The sequence below is a fragment of the Streptomyces sp. JLSY215 genome (genome assembly GCF_059682825.1).
In genome coordinates, this window is sequence record NZ_CM185022.1 from 6,239,226 (window position 1) to 6,256,566 (window position 17,341).

At 72.8% G+C, this 17,341-nt stretch carries 18 protein-coding genes; 11 read left to right on the forward strand and 7 right to left on the reverse strand.

The features are described from left to right. The first annotated feature begins 21 nt into the window (after window positions 1-21). Window positions 22-2,454, forward strand: a complete 2,433-nt coding sequence (locus AC5677_RS27920) for a [protein-PII] uridylyltransferase (protein WP_497190667.1) — start codon at window positions 22-24, stop codon at window positions 2,452-2,454. 96 nt (window positions 2,455-2,550) lie between these two features. Continuing rightward, window positions 2,551-4,101 carry a signal recognition particle protein gene (ffh, locus tag AC5677_RS27925; protein ID WP_497190668.1) on the forward strand — a complete coding sequence of 517 codons (1,551 nt, stop codon included), beginning with the start codon at window positions 2,551-2,553 and terminating at the stop codon, window positions 4,099-4,101. Window positions 4,102-4,156: 55 nt separating this feature from the next. Here the strand turns inward: ffh and AC5677_RS27930 are convergent, their stop codons facing one another. The 7 genes from AC5677_RS27930 to AC5677_RS27960 are packed head-to-tail and all read right to left on the reverse strand — an operon-like array spanning window position 4,157 to window position 10,470. Beyond that, window positions 4,157-5,323 carry an alanine racemase gene (locus AC5677_RS27930; RefSeq protein ID WP_497190669.1) on the reverse strand — a complete coding sequence of 389 codons (1,167 nt, stop codon included), beginning with the start codon at window positions 5,321-5,323 and terminating at the stop codon, window positions 4,157-4,159. 5 nt (window positions 5,324-5,328) lie between these two features. After that, complete coding sequence (locus AC5677_RS27935) at window positions 5,329-6,459, reverse strand: aminotransferase class V-fold PLP-dependent enzyme (RefSeq protein WP_497190670.1); 1,131 nt, start codon at window positions 6,457-6,459, stop codon at window positions 5,329-5,331. Next, window positions 6,456-7,457 carry a phosphotriesterase family protein gene (locus tag AC5677_RS27940; RefSeq protein WP_497190671.1) on the reverse strand — a complete coding sequence of 334 codons (1,002 nt, stop codon included), beginning with the start codon at window positions 7,455-7,457 and terminating at the stop codon, window positions 6,456-6,458. The genes AC5677_RS27935 and AC5677_RS27940 overlap by 4 nt, the downstream gene beginning before the upstream one ends. Continuing rightward, window positions 7,454-8,830 carry a YhfT family protein gene (locus AC5677_RS27945; RefSeq protein ID WP_497190672.1) on the reverse strand — a complete coding sequence of 459 codons (1,377 nt, stop codon included), beginning with the start codon at window positions 8,828-8,830 and terminating at the stop codon, window positions 7,454-7,456. Before AC5677_RS27945 ends, AC5677_RS27940 begins: the two co-directional genes overlap by 4 nt. Before the next feature lie 3 nt (window positions 8,831-8,833). Next, window positions 8,834-9,193 carry a DUF2620 family protein gene (locus tag AC5677_RS27950; protein ID WP_497190673.1) on the reverse strand — a complete coding sequence of 120 codons (360 nt, stop codon included), beginning with the start codon at window positions 9,191-9,193 and terminating at the stop codon, window positions 8,834-8,836. Beyond that, on the reverse strand, window positions 9,190-9,573 hold the full coding sequence (locus AC5677_RS27955) for a transcriptional antiterminator (protein WP_497190674.1): 384 nt from the start codon (window positions 9,571-9,573) through the stop codon (window positions 9,190-9,192). Before AC5677_RS27955 ends, AC5677_RS27950 begins: the two co-directional genes overlap by 4 nt. Window positions 9,574-9,600: 27 nt before the next feature. Next, window positions 9,601-10,470, reverse strand: a complete 870-nt coding sequence (locus tag AC5677_RS27960; protein WP_497190675.1) for a methyltransferase domain-containing protein — start codon at window positions 10,468-10,470, stop codon at window positions 9,601-9,603. A 538-nt stretch (window positions 10,471-11,008) separates the two neighbouring features. Here AC5677_RS27960 and AC5677_RS27965 point away from each other — a divergent pair. The 9 genes from AC5677_RS27965 to lepB (AC5677_RS28005) all read left to right on the forward strand — a co-directional run bounded on the left by AC5677_RS27965 (window position 11,009) and on the right by lepB (AC5677_RS28005) (window position 17,291). Then, window positions 11,009-11,599, forward strand: coding sequence for a hypothetical protein (locus AC5677_RS27965; RefSeq protein WP_497190676.1), 591 nt, complete (start codon window positions 11,009-11,011; stop codon window positions 11,597-11,599). A 155-nt stretch (window positions 11,600-11,754) separates the two neighbouring features. After that, window positions 11,755-12,195, forward strand: a complete 441-nt coding sequence (gene rpsP, locus AC5677_RS27970) for a 30S ribosomal protein S16 (protein ID WP_403832609.1) — start codon at window positions 11,755-11,757, stop codon at window positions 12,193-12,195. A 2-nt stretch (window positions 12,196-12,197) separates the two neighbouring features. Then, window positions 12,198-12,437 carry an RNA-binding protein gene (locus AC5677_RS27975; RefSeq protein WP_030071708.1) on the forward strand — a complete coding sequence of 80 codons (240 nt, stop codon included), beginning with the start codon at window positions 12,198-12,200 and terminating at the stop codon, window positions 12,435-12,437. A 162-nt stretch (window positions 12,438-12,599) separates the two neighbouring features. Continuing rightward, the gene (gene rimM / locus AC5677_RS27980; RefSeq protein WP_497190677.1) at window positions 12,600-13,157 is read left to right on the forward strand and encodes a ribosome maturation factor RimM; all 558 of its coding nucleotides are present in this window, start codon (window positions 12,600-12,602) and stop codon (window positions 13,155-13,157) included. Then, window positions 13,157-13,966 carry a tRNA (guanosine(37)-N1)-methyltransferase TrmD gene (gene trmD, locus AC5677_RS27985; protein WP_497190678.1) on the forward strand — a complete coding sequence of 270 codons (810 nt, stop codon included), beginning with the start codon at window positions 13,157-13,159 and terminating at the stop codon, window positions 13,964-13,966. The genes rimM and trmD overlap by 1 nt, the downstream gene beginning before the upstream one ends. 134 nt (window positions 13,967-14,100) lie before the next feature. After that, entirely contained in the window at window positions 14,101-14,448 is a 348-nt protein-coding gene (gene rplS, locus AC5677_RS27990; RefSeq protein ID WP_467937873.1) for a 50S ribosomal protein L19, read from the forward strand. 96 nt (window positions 14,449-14,544) lie between these two features. Continuing rightward, complete coding sequence (gene lepB / locus AC5677_RS27995; protein WP_497190679.1) at window positions 14,545-15,309, forward strand: signal peptidase I; 765 nt, start codon at window positions 14,545-14,547, stop codon at window positions 15,307-15,309. Next, on the forward strand, window positions 15,302-16,366 hold the full coding sequence (gene lepB, locus AC5677_RS28000) for a signal peptidase I (protein ID WP_497190680.1): 1,065 nt from the start codon (window positions 15,302-15,304) through the stop codon (window positions 16,364-16,366). Before lepB (AC5677_RS27995) ends, lepB (AC5677_RS28000) begins: the two co-directional genes overlap by 8 nt. Continuing rightward, window positions 16,308-17,291 carry a signal peptidase I gene (gene lepB / locus AC5677_RS28005; RefSeq protein ID WP_497196783.1) on the forward strand — a complete coding sequence of 328 codons (984 nt, stop codon included), beginning with the start codon at window positions 16,308-16,310 and terminating at the stop codon, window positions 17,289-17,291. Before lepB (AC5677_RS28000) ends, lepB (AC5677_RS28005) begins: the two co-directional genes overlap by 59 nt. Window positions 17,292-17,341: the final 50 nt, after the last annotated feature.

Here is a 17,341-nt window from a genome sequence, read left to right on the forward strand (position 1 = left end):
ATCGCGGCCCAGGAGGATCCCTTGACGGAGAGTGTCGATGAGACCGGTGGCTACCCTGCCGCCCGCCTGCGCCTCCTCCAGGGCGAGGCGACCGCCGGCCCGGACCGCCGGGCCGCCCTCGCGCGGCTGACCGACGACTGGCTCGCCGCCCTCCTGGACCGCGCCGCCACCGAGGCCGGCGTCCCCGGCGCCGCCCTTGTCGCCGTCGGCGGCTACGGCCGCGGCGAACTCTCCCCCCGCAGCGACCTCGACCTCCTGCTCCTGCACGACGGCCGCACCGACCCCGGCGCCGTCGCCAAGCTCGCCGACCACCTCTGGTACCCCGTCTGGGACCTCGGCCTCGACCTCGACCACTCCGTACGCACCCCCGACGAGGCCCGCAAGGCCGCCCGCGACGACCTCAAGGTGCAGCTGGGCCTGCTCGACGCCCGCCACCTGGCCGGCGACGGCGAACTGACCACCGCGCTGCGCACCGCCGCCTACGCCGACTGGCGCGAGAGCGCCCCCAAACGCCTGCCGGAACTCCACGACCTGTGCCAGGAACGCGCCGAGCGCCAGGGCGAGCTGCAGTTCCTCCTCGAACCGGACCTCAAGGAGGCCAAGGGCGGCCTGCGGGACGCCACCGCGCTGCGGGCCGTCGCCGCCTCCTGGCTCGCCGACGCGCCCCGCGGCGGCCTGGAAGCCGCCCGCACCCGCCTCCTGGACACCCGCGACGCGCTCCACCTGGTGACCGGCCGCGCCACCGACCGGCTCTCCCTCCAGGAACAGGACCAGGTCGCCGCCGCCCTCGGCGCGCCGGACGCGGACACGCTGCTCCGCCGGACCTACGAAGCCGCCCGCACCATCTCCTACGCCGCCGACGTCACCTGGCGCGAGGTCGGCCGCGTCCTGCGCGCCCGCTCCGTGCGGCCCACTCTGCGCGGCCTGTTCTCCGGCCGTACGACGGGCCGGAGCGAACGCTCACCGCTCGCCGAGGGAGTCGTCGAACTCGACGGCGAGGCCGTCCTGGCCCGCACCGCCCGGCCCGGACACGACCCGGTGCTGGTGCTGCGGGCCGCGGCCGCCGCCGCCGAGGCCGGGCTGCCGCTCGCCACCCACGCCATCCGCCGCTGCGCCACCGCCGCGGCCGCCCGGCCGCTGCCCGTGCCCTGGCCCGCCGAGGCCCGCGAGCAGCTGGTGACCCTCCTGGGCGCCGGCGCGCCCACCGTTCCGGTATGGGAGTCCCTGGAGGCGGAGGGGATCGTGACGCGGCTGCTGCCCGAGTGGGAGCACGTCCGCTGCCGCCCGCAGCGCAACCCCGTCCACACCTGGACCGTCGACCGTCACCTCGTCGAGACCGCCGTCCGCGCCTCCGCCCTGACCCGCCGGGTGCACCGCCCCGACCTGCTGCTGATCGCCGCCCTGCTGCACGACATCGGCAAGGGACTGCCCGGCGACCACTCGGTGGCCGGCGAGCCCCTCGCCCGGGACATCGCCGCCCGCCTCGGCTTCGAGGCCCGCGACACGGCGGTGATCGGCGCGCTCGTACGCCATCACCTCCTCCTCATCGAGACCGCCACCCGCCGCGACCTGGACGATCCGGCCACCATCGGCGCGGTCGCGGCCGCGGTCGGCAACGCGGGCACACTGGAGCTGCTGCACGCCCTGACCGAGGCCGACGCGCTCGCCACCGGGCCGGCCGCCTGGAGCGCCTGGCGCGGCGGGCTCGTCGCCGGCCTGGTGGAACGCGTCGCCGCGCACCTCGCCGGGGAGGCCGAGGAGGACGTCGTCGGCTCGGACGAGCCGACCGCGGAGCAGGAACGGCTGGCCGTCGAGGCCGCCCGCACCGGCGGCCCGGTCCTGGCCCTGCACGCCCGCGCCGAAACGCCCACGGAGCACGACGCCCAGGAACCCGTCGGCGTCGAACTCCACATCGCCGTCCCCGACCGGCCCGGCGTGCTGCCCGCGGCGGCCGGCGTCCTCGCCCTGCACCGCCTCACCGTCCGCGCCGCCGATCTGCGCACCCTCGACCCCGTAGGGGACGGCCCGGTGCTCCTGCTCAGCTGGCGGGTGGCCGCCGAATACGGCTCGCTGCCGGACGCCGACCGGCTGCGCGTGGACCTGATCCGCACCCTGGACGGCTCCCTCGACATCCCCGCCCGCCTCGCGGAGCGCGAACGCGCCTACGCCCGCCGGGCCCGCGCCGCCCTCGCCCCGCCGCCCCGGGTGACCGTCGCCCGCGGCACCTCCCGTACGGCCACCGTCATCGAGGTCCGCGCCCATGACGCCCACGGTCTGCTGCACCGGATCGGGCGGGCCCTGGATTCCGCCGGGGTCCGCGTCCGCAGCGCCCACATCAGCACGCTCGGCGCGAACGCCGTCGACGCCTTCTACGTGACGGAGCCGGACGGGCGGCCGCTGGCCGAGAAGGCGGCGACGGCGCTCGCGGAGAGCGTGCAGAGCGCCCTGCTGTAGCGCATCGCACCAAGGCCCGGCCCGTATCGCTTGCAAGGGCGGATACCCTAGAAGCCGACTGCACCCCGCCCCCGACCCCGAGGATCGACGACCGCCGTGTTCGATACGCTTTCCGACCGCTTGGCGAGTACTTTCAAAAACCTCCGGGGCAAGGGCCGCCTGAGCGAGGCGGACATCGACGCCACGGCGCGCGAGATCCGTATCGCCCTGCTCGAGGCCGACGTCGCCCTCCCGGTCGTCCGCGCCTTCATCAAGCAGGTCAAGGAGCGGGCCACCGGCAGCGAGGTCTCCCAGGCGCTGAATCCCGCCCAGCAGGTCATCAAGATCGTCAACGAGGAGCTCATCGGCATCCTCGGCGGCGAGACCCGCCGGCTGCGGTTCGCCAAGCAGCCGCCGACCGTGATCATGCTGGCCGGTCTCCAGGGTGCCGGTAAGACCACCCTCGCCGGCAAGCTCGGCCGCTGGCTCAAGGGCCAGGGCCACAGCCCGCTGCTGGTCGCCTGTGACCTCCAGCGCCCCAACGCCGTCAACCAGCTCCAGGTCGTCTCCGAGCGCGCCGGCGTCGCCTTCTACGGCCCCCAGCCGGGCAACGGCGTCGGTGACCCCGTCCAGGTCGCCAAGGACTCCGTCGAGCACGCGCGGACCAAGCAGTACGACGTCGTCATCGTCGACACCGCCGGCCGCCTGGGCATCGACCAGGAGATGATGCAGCAGGCCGCGGACATCCGGGACGCGGTCGGCCCCGACGAGGTCCTCTTCGTCGTCGACGCCATGATCGGTCAGGACGCGGTCAACACCGCCGAGGCCTTCCGCGACGGCGTCGGCTTCGACGGCGTGGTGCTCTCCAAGCTCGACGGCGACGCCCGCGGTGGTGCCGCGCTCTCCATCGCGCACGTCACCGGCAAGCAGATCATGTTCGCCTCCAACGGCGAGAAGCTGGACGACTTCGACGCGTTCCACCCGGACCGCATGGCGTCCCGCATCCTCGGCATGGGCGACATGCTCAGCCTCATCGAGAAGGCCGAGCAGACCTTCAGCCAGGCCGAGGCCGAGAAGATGGCGGCCAAGCTGGCGAAGGGCCCCAAGGAGTTCACCCTCGACGACTTCCTGGCCCAGATGGAGCAGGTCCGCAAGATGGGCTCCATCTCCAAGCTGCTCGGCATGCTGCCCGGCATGGGCCAGATGAAGGAGCAGATCAACAACCTCGACGAGCGCGAGGTGGACCGCACCGCCGCCGTCATCAAGTCGATGACGCCGGCCGAGCGCCAGGACCCGACGATCATCAACGGCTCGCGCCGCGCCCGTATCGCCAAGGGCTCCGGCGTCGACGTCAGCACGGTCAAGAACCTGGTCGAGCGGTTCTTCGACGCCCGCAAGATGATGTCGAAGATGGCCCAGGGCGGCGGCATGCCCGGAATGCCTGGGATGCCGGGCATGGGTGGCGGCGCCGCCCGGAAGAAGAAGCAGGTCAAGCAGGCCAAGGGCAAGCGCAAGAGCGGCAACCCCATGAAGCGCAAGGCCGAGGAGCAGGCCGCGGCCGCCCGCCGCGAGGCCGGCCAGTCCGGCAATCCGCTCGGCCTGCCGCAGGGTGACCAGCAGCCGGGGAACTTCGAACTCCCGGAGGAGTTCAAGAAGTTCATGGGCTGAGCCCCACCGCACGCACCGCCTGAGCCCCCCCCGCCGCCCCCGCGCGGCCGGGGGCTCAGGCATGCCGCACGTCCAGGGGGCGGCCCCACGGGTCGAAACAGCCGGTCAGCTCCGGCCTGCCGCCCGACAGCCCGGAGACCACCGCGACCGGGCTGCGGGTGACGAACACCTGGGTGCGGAAGGCCAGTACGGCCGTATCGCCCACCCGCGCGTCCCCCGGCTCCAGCAGCCGGTAGTAGTCGATGTGCGCCGCGGGCGCGTCCCGTACGCGCAGCCGGGCGCCGGTACGGGGAATCAGCGCGGACCGGACCGCGCCCCGGGGGTAGAAACCGCCGCCGAACAGGGCCGGGCTGCCGTCGGCGAGGGTGTGCGCGACCTCGGTGACGTAGACATAGGCGGGCCGCTCCGGCTGCCGGAGGTCGACGGCGTGCAGGGGAGTCGTACCGCTCAGCGCATGGCCGGGCTCGCCATGGGTGGCGCCGAGGCGGGCGAGCAGCGGCAGGGTCGCCATCGAGGTGACGCCGGGGGCGCTCAGAGTCAGCCCGGGACCGCAGCGTTCGGTCAGCAACTCCCTTGCCTTGAAGGCGAGTTCGAAGTTCGGGGTGGGGGACGGGCGGCCACTGTTCGGGTCGCACACCAGGCACGGGAACGCCGTCACCCCCGCGATCCGCACGCCCGGCAGCCGTTCGGCCGCCGCGGCGAAGGCCGCCATCCCCGCTGGCGGCACCCCGCCCTCCTGCCCCGGATGGACCGCACCCGGGGCGCCCTCGACGCGCACCAGGATGTCCTGCACGAGGCCGAGCCGGCGGGCCGCGTCCGAGACGGCGCGGGCGTTGGCGAGGTCGTAGACGGTGACCGCCGCCGGCCGCCAGGCGAGCATCTCGGGCAGCGCACGGCGGGGAATCTGCACCAGATGGCCGAGGTTCCCCGGCCGCGCGCCCGCCGCATGCAGCACCCGGGCCTCGGCCGCGTCGATCGCGGCGAAGTACGGAATGTGCCGGGCGACGGCCTCGATCAGCGCCGGGCTGCGGCCCAGCTGCTTGATCACGAACCACAGGCCCAGGCCCAGGCGGGAGGCCTCGGCGGCCAGCAGCGCGGCATTGGCCCGTACCGCGTCCAGGTCCACCACATAGCTGCCGGGCGGCACGGCGCCGCTCTCGTGCAGCTCGGCCGCGCAGGCCACCAGCCGCGGGTTGCGGGCGAGGACGGCATCGAGGAACACGGCACTCACCCCCCGCCCGTGCGGGACCCCGTCCCGCCGTCCAGATCGGCCAGCGCCCGCCCGAGGATGTCCAGGACCAGATCCGCGCCCGCCCGCATCGGATTGATCCGTACGGTCCAGTCGGCCAGTTCCGGGGCGTCGGCCAGCACCGACCGGGACAGGCGGTAGAAGAGCGGGGCGATCTCGTAACGGGAGTTGGCGCCGACCGGGAACGACGCGGCACCGTGCCGCGCGGCCGCCGTCGGGAGGGCGCGCGCCAGCGGCCGCTCCAGGCGGACGAGCACACAGCGGTCCTGCACATTGGCCAGCGCCGCCTCCGCGACACCCGGCACCGCACCCGCCGCCAGCCGCTCGGCGCACTCGGCCCCCACCGCCGACTGCACCGCCCACATCACCGGCACATGGGTCAGCGCCCGCAGCGCGTCCAGCGCCTGGTGCCCCTGCACCTGACCGCCGCCCGAGGAGTTGTCCGCACGCACCCGCGCCACCAGATCCGCCGCACCGGCCACCACGCCCACCCCCTCCGGACCGTGCAGCTTGAACAGGGAGAAGCAGGAGGCGTCGGCACCCAGCTCCACCCCGCACGAAGGGACCCGCAGCGCCGCGTAGTTGTCGTCCACCACGGTGCGCACCCCCGCCGCCCGGCACGCCGCCAGCACCGCGCCCGGATCGTAGGAATCCGCCAGCCGCTGCCGGGTGTGCTGGACGTACGCCCACCGCAGCCGGCCCCCGGCCAGCGCCTCCTTCAGCGCACCCGGGTCGTTGAAATCCGCCTCGACGGTCCGTACGCCCAAACCGCGCAGGGTGACGGCGGTGGTGCGGTAGACCGGCGCCCGGTGGATCAGCAGCCGGTCGCCCGGCCCGAGCACGGCGGCGAGCGCGGCCCGGATCGCGCCGGTGCCCGCGCCCTGCACCAGGGCCGCCGCCTCGGCCCCGAAGAAATCGGCGAGCACCGCCTCCACACGGGCGGTGGTACGGGGCCGGCCCGGACCCGGTACGACCCCGGCGTCCGCCTCGAAGAGCTGCGGGCCTTCGAAATGGCGGGCCGTGCACTCCAGGAGGCGGAACTGCCGGGTGGTGGCATCGGCCACCGCCACGGTGGGCAGCGGACCGGTCCGGGGCAGCCGCACGCTCATGACGCCCCGCCCCCCGCCGGGCCGTACGGAACGTCGCACCCGGTCAGGAACCGCAGCGGATTGCGCCGCGTCAGCCCGTCGATCAGCCGCGCATCCGCCCCGGCCGCCCGCAGCCGGGGCACGAACGACCGGAACAGATGCCCGTACCCGGTGCCGCCCTCGCCGACCAGATAGCCGTGCCGGGAGACATCGCAGCTGAGCAGCACCCGGTCCGCATGCCCGGCCTCCAGCAGCGCCAGCAGCAGCCGCAGCCGTACGGCGTCGCTCTGATAGCCCTCCTTGCCGACGGTGTCGAAGCAGACATACGCGCCCGCCGCCGCCAGCTCCCGGTGCACGGCCGGATCGTCGAGCAGGTCCTGATGGCCGAGCGCGATGCGGTCCGGCGGCAGTCCGGCCGCGGTCAGCAGCGCCAGCTGGGCGCGGCCGCCGCGGCCCAGCCCGGCGTGCGTGACCACCGGCAGGCCGGTGACGCCGGCGGCCAGCGCCGCGGCGGTCAGCACCCGCGCCTCCGGCTCGCTCGGCACGTCCCCGTGGCTGCCGATCTCGCCGATCACCCCCGGACGGATACCGCCGCAGCCGTCCCTGATCTCCTCCACCAGCGTCTCCGCCAGCCGCTCGGGACCGGCGCCGCCCAGTCCGGGCGGATGGAACGCCTCGTGGTACCAGCCGGTGGCCCCGACGACCGCGACCCCCGACGCCGCGGCGATCCGGGCCAGCGCAGCCAGGTCCCGGCCCATGCCCCGGCAGGTCAGCTCGACCACCAGCGACAGCCCGAACTCCCGGCGCACCGCGGCCAGCTCCCCGGCGATCGCGGCACGGTGGCGCGGCCCCAGGGTGGCCGCCGGACCGGAGCCCCGGGAGAGGTCGAGCGCCAGATGCTCATGGGCGAGCACCGGACCCCGCACGGCCGACGCCGGCAGCGGACCGGCAACGGTGCGCAGCAGGCCGCACCCGGCGCGCCGGCCGGCCGCCACCGGGACGGCGGTGCCCCCGGTCATGAGACGGCGGGCGGGGTGAACAGGCCCAGCCCGTACAGGAGGTTGAGGGCGATACCGGCGACGATGACGGCGGCGGGGCCCGCGGCCATCCGCACCACGACCCGCCCCATCGCCTCGTTGACCAGATACAGCCCGCCGACGATCAGGATGCCCAGCCCGCCGGCCATCGCCTCGGCCGCCATCAACGAGCCGAAAAGAATGGCCAGGTGAAGGGTCTCGCCGATGGCGCCGCGCAGCCGCTCGGAGGAGTCGCGCAGCGACGGCAGCCGGGCCAGCACCCGGCCGATACCGCTGAGCGCCAGCACCTCGGCGGCGAAGACCAGCGCGCCGCAGAGCACCGCCAGCCAGACGTTCGGCAGCAGATAGCCAAGGGGGTAGACGAGGGTGAAACCCGCGATGCCGTACGCGCCGGAGGCGAGCGCCGTGGTGGCGATCAGCGGCAGGAAACCGAGGACCCGGTAGAGGTCGACCTGGGCGGCCTCCGCGTACTTCCCCCGGGCGATCAGGAAACTCGTCGCCTCACCGCCGCCGAAGATGTGCATCTGCGCCAGCACACACACGCCGGCGCCCAGCGCCATGAACAGCGGCAGATGGCGGCGCAGCCGGGCGGCGCTCGCACTGAACAGGGACGCCATGGGGTCGGCCGCCTCGGGTGCCTGCGGCGGCCGGGCCGTCTCCTGGGCGGCGGCCCCGTCGCCGCCGGGCTCCGGACGCCGCGCCCGTACGTCCCTGGCCACCGCGAAACCGATCAGCAGCAGCACCCCGGCCGCCATCGCCGGCGCCCCGGCGAACACCTGCGGCCACAGCTTCATCGTCGCCACCACCAGGCCCAGCTCCACCACGCCCGTCACCGCGCCCCGCACCCTGCCGAACTGCTTGGTGACCGCCAGCACCGGGAACAGCGTGAACAGGAACAGGATCGGCGTGGACATCTGCTGCATCGCCGTGAGGAAGTCGACCGGCAGCCCCCGCACGGCCTCGTCCGCGCCCTTCAGACCGAAGACGATCAGCGCGCCCCAGGCACCGCCCAGCAGCGGCGCCAGCCACTTCCGGGGCGCCAGGATGCCCAGGACATCGGTGGGCAGGAACACCAGCCAGGGATTGAGCACCCCGGACGACAGCGCCATCGGCGCCCCCAGCCCGAAGACGAACCCCGCCGACAGCCCGAAGGAGACCGCCGCCGTCGCACCGCGCGTGGTCCGCCCGTGCACGAAGTCCAGCAGGAACGGCCGCACCCCGTCGTTGAACACCGCCAGCGCCAGATGCGCGACGAACGCGGTCAGCGCACACACCCCGATGACGGTCAGCTGCTGCACCAGGGAAAAGCCCAGCGCATGCACCTGCCCGGCGGCCACGGCGGAAGGGGGCCCCACCGGTCACGCCGTACGGACCGCGATGGCCCGCGCGAGCGCCGGCGTGACCGCCTCGATCCGGTCGAGGGCGAACCCGAAGACCGTCCTGCCCTCGCCCAGCAGCGCCTCGATCTGCTCCGCGGTGGGCACCGACCGGCCGAAGGTGTGACAGGCGGCGGCACCCATCAGCCCGACCAGCACCCCCAGCGAGGCGCCCGCCCCGGTGTGACAGGTGCCCAGGAAGTAATCCGCCCGCCCGGCCCGCAGCTGCACCGCCGCATCCATGTCATCGCTGACGACGACCTCGACGCCCGGCAGCCGCAGCCCCGTCACCAGGCTCGCCACCTCGGACTTGCCGACGCCACCGGTGAGGATCTTCGTCATGATGCATCCCTTCGCAGCGAGGGGCCCGCCTGCAGCACGGCCAGGTGCAGGGCCAGGAAATGGATCTCAGGGTCGGGCAGCCGGGCGCCCAGCTCACGCCCCGCCCGTACGGCCACGGCACGGGCGCGGGCGAGCGCCTCGGGATGATCCGCCAGCTCCGCGGCCACCGCCGCCGGGCACTGCGCGGCCGGCGCCCCGTCCAGCAGACGGGTCAGCGCCATCAGCAGATGACTGGCCATCATCCCCGCGCTGTCCTCCGTGACCCGGCGCCCCTCACCCGCCAGCGCCACCAGCTCGGCCGTCACGAACGCGGCCACTTCCGGGCGCACCTGACCGCTGTCGCGGAACAGCCGGATACGGCGGGCGAGCTGGGCCTCCATGGGCGGCCGTCCCCTCTTCCCGCCCGCCTACCGCGTCCGCGCGATCAGATACCGGAACACATTCGGCATCCAGACCGTCCCGTCCGCCCGCTGATACGGATGCAGCGCCTCGCCGAGCTCCTTCTCCACCTGCCGCCGCTCGGTCACTTCCAGCGCCGCGTCGAACACCCCCGTCGACAGCAGCCCGCGCACCGCGCTCGCCGCATCCGCGTAGCCGAACGGGCAGGCCACCCGCCCCGAACCGTCGGGCCGCAGCCCCGCCCGGTCCGCCAGGTCCTCCAGATCGTCCCGCCCGCCGGGCTGCCAGCCACCGCCGCCCGTACGCAGCGGATCCGCCAGCCGCCGCGCCACCCGCAGCACCCCCGCGGTGGCACACCGCTCCACCGGACCCCAGCCGCCCAGCACCACCGCACTCCCGCGCTCCGCCAGCGCGGTCGCCGCCGTCAGCGCGGCGGTCAGCTCCTCGGGAGTGCTCCCGCAGCCCGACGGGGGGAACGCGGTGATCACGTTGAACGGCGCCCGCCCGGCCGCCGCCGACGGCGCGCCGCTGACCAGCGCCGCCGTCTGCGGACCGCCGTCCGGCGCCAGCCGCTCGCGCGCCAGCGCCAGCCGCGACTCGTCCTCGTCCACCCCGCTGACCTGCGCGCCCCGCGCCGCCGCCAGCAGCAGCGCCAGCCCCGAACCGCAGCCCAGCCCCAGCAGCCGGGTACCGGCGCCGACCCCCAGCCGGTCGTACGCGGCCTCGTACAGCGGCACCAGCATCCGCTCCTGGATCTCGGCCCAGTCACGGGCCCGCGCCATCGGGCCGCCCGGATCGGGCAGGCCTTCACCGGGCAGACCTCCGCCGGGCAGGGAAGCGGAGGCCGGAAGCTGGTGCCGCACGAGCGTGGGTGACATCGAAAGCGCCCCTATTCGCCGAGAACCGAAGCTGTTCAGTGCCGATCGCCCCCGTGTCCGAGCGTTGTGCGCCCCCGCAATCCAGACAACTGCGCATCCGTCCGGGCGTCCAGAGGGTGCGCCGGGGTTGTCTCCCGCGCGCCCCCGTATGCGCCGGGCCCACGGCCCTGAGCGCCGTTCCAGCCTGCCCCGGCACGCGCCGATCCGCCACGCCGGCGCCCGCCGGCCGCCACCCTCCCGGTGCGGCGACCGGTGGCCCGCGCCCCTACGGTGGGCCGTAACATCGCGGCCGACGCCATCGCCCCGGCGGGCGTGCGCATTACGCCGTGCGGCCTACGCGGGGGTACGCCCCGGCTTACGGGTCACTGCGCGCCTTCGGTACGGATCGACGGAGATCGGCCGGGATCGGCGGATACCGGCGGAGATCGATGCACCCCGCCCCCGGCACGCCCCATGACCAGAAACTGACTGGTACGTGCAAATTATTTGGGATGCCCCGGAATCGGAACACTGGGCGCCCCCTGCTCGTTGTTACGACGTGAGCACGACACCGCCTGTTCTCGCCGCCGAGCTGGCGCTCGCGTGGGCCGATATTCAACGGCACCACCCCGAGCTGCCGGACCTGGCCGCGCCCGAGTCCCTTATCGGTGAGTCCTCGTCCGCCTGTGGCGCCGAACTCTCCTTCGAACGGCTGCTCCATGAGGCCGTCCACGGCATCGCCGCCGCCCGCGGCGTCCGCGACACCTCCCGTGCAGGCCGCTACCACAACCGCCGGTTCCTGGCGATCGCCGAGGAGCTGGGCCTGGACCACGTCGACGAACCGCATCCCAGCAGCGGCTTCTCCCTGGTCACGCTCAGCCCCGAAGCCAGAAGGCGCTACCGCCCCACCATCGAGCGCCTCACCAGAGCCCTCAAGGCCCACACCGTCGCCACCGCCACCGACACCGCCCGCAGCTTCCGCGGCCCGGCCGCCCGGCACGGCTCCTCCGGAGGCGGCGTCCGCGTCAAGGCCGTCTGCGACTGCGGACGCAACGTCCGCGTCGTCCCGTCCGTGCTGGCCCAGGCCCCGATCGTCTGCGGCGGCTGCGGCAAGCCCTTCCGTATCCCCGAGGTGGCCGCGGTCGGCTGACCGCAGCGCGTGTGGCACAATGGCCAGCTGTACTCGACAGTCGCACAGGACCCCTCTCTCCTCCGGCTGACGCGTCCATCGGGCATCCGAGTACCGCAACCCCACGTGGCATCTCGTTGTGCCCACCCACGTCAAGACCAGGAGACACCACTCCCGTGGCAGTCAAGATCAAGCTGAAGCGTCTGGGCAAGATCCGTTCGCCTCACTACCGCATCGTCATCGCCGACTCCCGCACCCGCCGTGACGGCCGGGCCATCGAGGAGATCGGTCTGTACCACCCGGTGCAGAACCCCTCGCGCATCGAGGTCGACTCCGAGCGTGCCCAGTACTGGCTGAGCGTCGGCGCGCAGCCGACCGAGCCCGTTCTGGCCATCCTCAAGGTCACCGGCGACTGGCAGAAGTTCAAGGGCCTGCCGGCCCCGGCGCCGATGAAGGTCGCCGAGCCCAAGGCCGACAAGCGCGCCCTCTTCGAGGCCGCCGCCAAGGCTTCCGGCGACGAGCCCAAGGGTGAGGCCATCACCCCGAAGGCGAAGAAGGCCGACAAGAAGGCGGACGAGGCTGCTGCCGAGTCCACCTCCGAGTCGACCGAGGCCTGAGCATGCTCGAGGAAGCCCTCGAGCACCTCGTCAAGGGCATCGTCGACAACCCCGATGACGTGCAGGTAGCCTCGCGCACCCTGCGCCGCGGGCGCGTTCTCGAGGTCCGGGTCCACCCCGACGACCTCGGCAAGGTGATCGGCCGCAACGGCCGTACCGCCCGCGCCCTGCGGACCGTCGTGGGCGCCATCGGCGGCCGGGGTATCCGCGTCGACCTGGTCGACGTGGACGACGTCCGCTGACAAGTTGAACACCGGCTCGGGCCGGGGAGGGCCTTCGGGGCCGTCCCCGGCCCGAGTGCGTAAATGACCGTGGCCCCACGGTCGGCACCATCAACCGAGGAATCACGACGGGGCCCGGCCCCCTCCGCGAAAGCGGCGGCGGCTCGGCCGCAAGGAGCAGCAGTGCAACTGGTAGTTGCCCGAATCGGTCGCGCCCACGGCATCAAGGGCGAGGTCACCGTAGAGGTGCGCACCGACGAGCCCGAACTGCGGCTCGCCCCCGGAGCGGTCCTCGCCACCGACCCGTCCTCCGTCGGACCGCTCACCATCGCCACCGGCCGGGTCCACAGCGGCCGCCTGCTGCTGCGCTTCGAAGGCGTCGCCGACCGCACGGCCGCCGAAGCGCTGCGCAACACCCTGCTGATCGCCGAGGTCGACCCCGAGGAGGTCCCCGAGGACCCCGAGGAGTTCTACGACCACCAGCTGATCGACCTCGACGTCGTCACCCGCGACGGCACCGCCGTCGGCCGGATCACCGAGGTCTCCCACCTGCCCTACCAGGACCTGCTGATCGTCAAGAAGCCCGACGGCGGCGAGGTCATGATCCCGTTCGTTGCCGAGATCGTCCCGGAGATCGACCTGGAGGAGCAGCGTGCGGTCATCGACCCGCCGCCCGGCCTCCTCGACGACAGCCAGGCGGAGATCGCCTCCAGCCGCGCCACCACCGACGAGGACAGCTGATGCGGCTCGACGTCGTCACGATCTTCCCCGAATACCTCGAACCGCTGAACGTCTCCCTCGTCGGCAAGGCCCGCGCCCGCGGCCGCCTCGACGTACGCATCCACGACCTGCGGGAATGGGCGCACGACAAGCACAACACCGTCGACGACACCCCCTACGGCGGCGGCCCCGGCATGGTCATGAAGCCCGAGCCCTGGGGCGAGGCGCTGGACGACATCCTCGCCTCCGGCGAGGGGCAGCCCATCGTGGTCGTCCCCACGCCCAGCGGCGCGCCCTTCACCCAGCAGCTCGCCGTCGAACTCTCCGAAGCGCCCTGGCTGGTGTTCACCCCGGCCCGCTACGAAGGCATCGACCGCCGCGTCATCGAGGAGTACGGCGACCGCCTGGACGTCCGGGAGGTCTCCATCGGTGACTACGTCCTGGCCGGCGGTGAGGCCCCGGTGCTCGTCATGGTCGAGGCCATCGCCCGGCTGCTGCCCGGCGTCCTCGGCAACGCCGCCTCCCACCAGGACGACTCCTTCGCACCCGGTGCGATGGCCGACCTCCTGGAGGGCCCCGTCTACACCAAGCCCCCCGAGTGGCGCGGCCGCACGATCCCCGACGTCCTCCTCAGCGGCCACCACGGCAAGATCGCCCGCTGGCGCCGCGACGAGGCCTTCCGCCGCACCGACCGGAACCGGCCCGACCTGATCGAGCGGTCCGACCCCGCCGCGTTCGACAAAAAGGACCGCGAAATCCTCGCCGCGCTGGGCTGGGCACCGGGAACGGACGGCCGATTTGGGCGCACGAGCGAGGCCGTGGAAGAATAGGCCGCTGCTGTGTGCGTCCGGCGCGCGCCCCTGCCACAGGGGGAACGACGCCCGCCCGACGGAACGGCAACCAGAACATCCTTTTCCGATATCCCGCTGATGACCTGTGGCATCAGCGAAGAAAGCAGTAGGTCATGCACCTTCTCGACTCCGTCGACGCCGCGTCGAAGCGCAGCGACATCCCGGCCTTCCGCCCGGGTGACACCGTCAACGTCCACGTCCGCGTCATCGAGGGCAACCGCTCCCGTGTGCAGCAGTTCAAGGGCGTTGTCATCCGCCGTCAGGGCTCCGGCGTGCGCGAGACCTTCACGGTCCGCAAGGTCAGCTTCTCCGTCGGCGTCGAGCGCACCTTCCCGGTCCACACCCCGATCGTCGAGAAGATCGAGGTCGTGACCCGCGGTGACGTCCGTCGCGCCAAGCTGTACTTCCTGCGTGAGCTCCGCGGCAAGGCCGCGAAGATCAAGGAGAAGCGCGACAACTGAGCGTCGCCGCACCGGACCGCGATTTTTTGCGCCGGAGCAACGCGTAGCCAAGCTCACGTACGGCGTCCGGAACCAGCCGGATAGGCTCAGGGCCCGATGGACACCGACGCACAGCTCACGGAGCGCGACCCCTCTCCCGCCCCCGACCAGGGGCCGGAGCAGCGGTCGCGCTCCGCGCGTTTTCTCGCGCGGGCGGCCGACCTCCGCTACCGGCCGCTCACCCTCTTCGCCTGCTGCCTGGCCTTCCTCTTCCTCCTCAGCACGTTCGTCGTGCAGCCGTTTCTGATCCCCAGCTCCTCCATGGAGAACACCTTGCGGATCGGGGACCGGGTGCTGGTCAACAAGCTGGCGTACCGTTTCGGCAGCGAGCCGGAACGGGGCGATGTCGTGGTATTCGACGGCACGGGGTCTTTCGTTCACAGCAACGCAGGGGAGAATCCCGGCACGGCGCTGCTCCGCGGTGCCGGCGCGGCGCTGGGACTGGCCCGGCCCGCGGACACCGACTACGTCAAGCGGGTGATCGGCGTCGGCGGTGACCACGTGACCTGCTGTGACAAACGGGGGCGGATCAAAGTGAACGGCAAGCCCGTCAGCGAGGGCTATCTCCATCCGGGGGACGCGCCGTCCTCGGTGGACTTCGACGTCGTGGTGCCGGAAGGGAAGCTGTGGGTGATGGGCGACCACCGCTCGAGATCCAGCGACTCCCGCGACCACCTCGGCGAGGCCGGCGGCGGCACCGTACCGGTCGGCAAGGTGATCGGCCGCGCCGACTGGATCAGCTGGCCCGTCGGCCGCTGGACCACCCTCGACACCCCGCGCTCCTTCGACGGCATACCCGCCCCGGCAGGCCCCCGTGGGTAACCGCGGCAAGCCCCGTCACGGGCACCAGAACCCCCCGGCGAACGGCCCCGAGGCCGGCACCGGCGAGCGCGCGGGCGTCGTCGACGAGCCCGGCGGGAGCTCCCCCCGGACCGGCGGACGGGCCGAGCGGCGCCGCCAGGCCAAGCGCATCAAACGCCGCCGGCAGCGTTCCTACCTCAAGGAAATCCCCATCCTCATCGGCGTGGCGCTGGCCATCGCCCTCGTACTGAAGACCTTCCTGGTCCAGGCGTTCGTGATCCCGTCGGGTTCCATGGAGAACACGATCAAGATCGGCGACCGGGTGCTGGTCGACAAGCTCACCCCCTGGTTCGGCGCCAAGCCCGAACGCGGCGACGTCGTCGTCTTCAAGGACCCCGGAGGCTGGCTGCCCCCGGACGAGAAGAGCCGCATCGGCGACGACCCGCCGGTCGGCGTCAAGCAGTTCAAGGACCTCATGACCTTCATCGGACTGCTGCCCTCCGCCGACGAGAAAGACCTGATCAAGCGGGTGATCGGGGTCGGCGGCGACACCGTGAAATGCTGCGACAAACAGGGGCGTATCACCGTCAACGGCACCCCGCTGACCGAACGGTACGTCCACAGCGGCAACCCGCCCTCCACGCTGAAATTCACCGTCACCGTCCCCACCGGACGGATCTTCGTGATGGGTGACCACCGCTCCGACTCCGCGGATTCGCGCTTCCACCTCGACGAGCCGTACCGTGGCACGGTCTCGGAGGACAACGTCGTGGGCGAGGCCGAATGGATCGGCTGGCCGTTCAGCCACTGGCGGAGCCTGGAAGAGCCCGACACCTTCAGGACAGTGCACGACGCGCCGGGCGCCAAGGCTGCGGCCGCGGACCCGCCACATAGGCTGTCTCCCGAGAGTTTGGCTGTACTCCCGACCCCTGCGGAACTCCCGCTCGTTATGGGAGTGGTGGGCCTGCACCGGTTGACGGGCGGGCGAATGCGCGGAGTGAGGAGCAGATGTGGGGGACTTGGCGGTCGGCGCGCGGTCCGGAACCGAAGAGCCCGAGGAGCCGGCGGGACGGGGTGAACCCCCGCGCCAGACGACGAGGTCCGTGCATCAGCCACAGTCACAGCGGTCAGCAGGGACCGGCACGTCCGGCTCCCTGGACGACGCCGGCCCGTTCGAGGCGGCCGACGAGAAGGAGGGCGGCAGGGTGACGAAGGCCAGGAAGCCACGGGCCTTCTGGAAGGAGCTGCCGATCCTCATCGGCATCGCCCTGCTCCTCGCGCTGCTGATCAAGACCTTCCTGGTGCAGGCGTTCTCCATCCCCTCCGACTCCATGCAGGACACCCTGCAGCGCGGGGACCGGGTGCTGGTCGACAAGCTGACACCGTGGTTCGGGTCGAAGCCGCAGCGCGGCGAGGTCGTCGTCTTCCACGACCCGGGCGGCTGGCTCAACGAAGCGCCCACCCCCGAGCCCAACCCCGTCCAGAAGGTCCTCAGCTTCATCGGCCTGATGCCGTCCGCCGAGGAAAAGGACCTGATCAAGCGGGTCATCGCGGTCGGCGGCGACACCGTTGAGTGCCATGGCACCGGTCCGGTGAAGGTCAACGGCAAGGCGCTCAAGGAAGACTCGTACATCTTCCCCGGCGCCACCCCCTGCGGTGACCGCCCCTTCGGCCCGATCAAGGTCCCCAAGGACCGCATCTGGGTCATGGGCGACCACCGCGACGACTCCCTCGACTCCCGCTACCACCAGAACCTCAAGGGCAACGGCACGGTCTCGGTCGACGAGGTCGTCGGCCGCGCCTTCACCATCGCCTGGCCCATCAACCGTTGGGCCACGCTCCCGGTGCCCGACACCTTCGACCAGCCCGGCATCAACAAGGCCATGGCCGCGGCCCCGGCCACGCTGGGTCTCGCCGGTGCCGTACCCCTCGTGATCCGGCGCCGCCGGAGGCTGACCAGGGACCGCACCCAGGTGCTGACCAAGGAGCGTTACCCCAGGTAGGGTGCCGTCCCAGATCTTCGAACGCGGGCGCCCGCCCGCAGGGTGGGAGT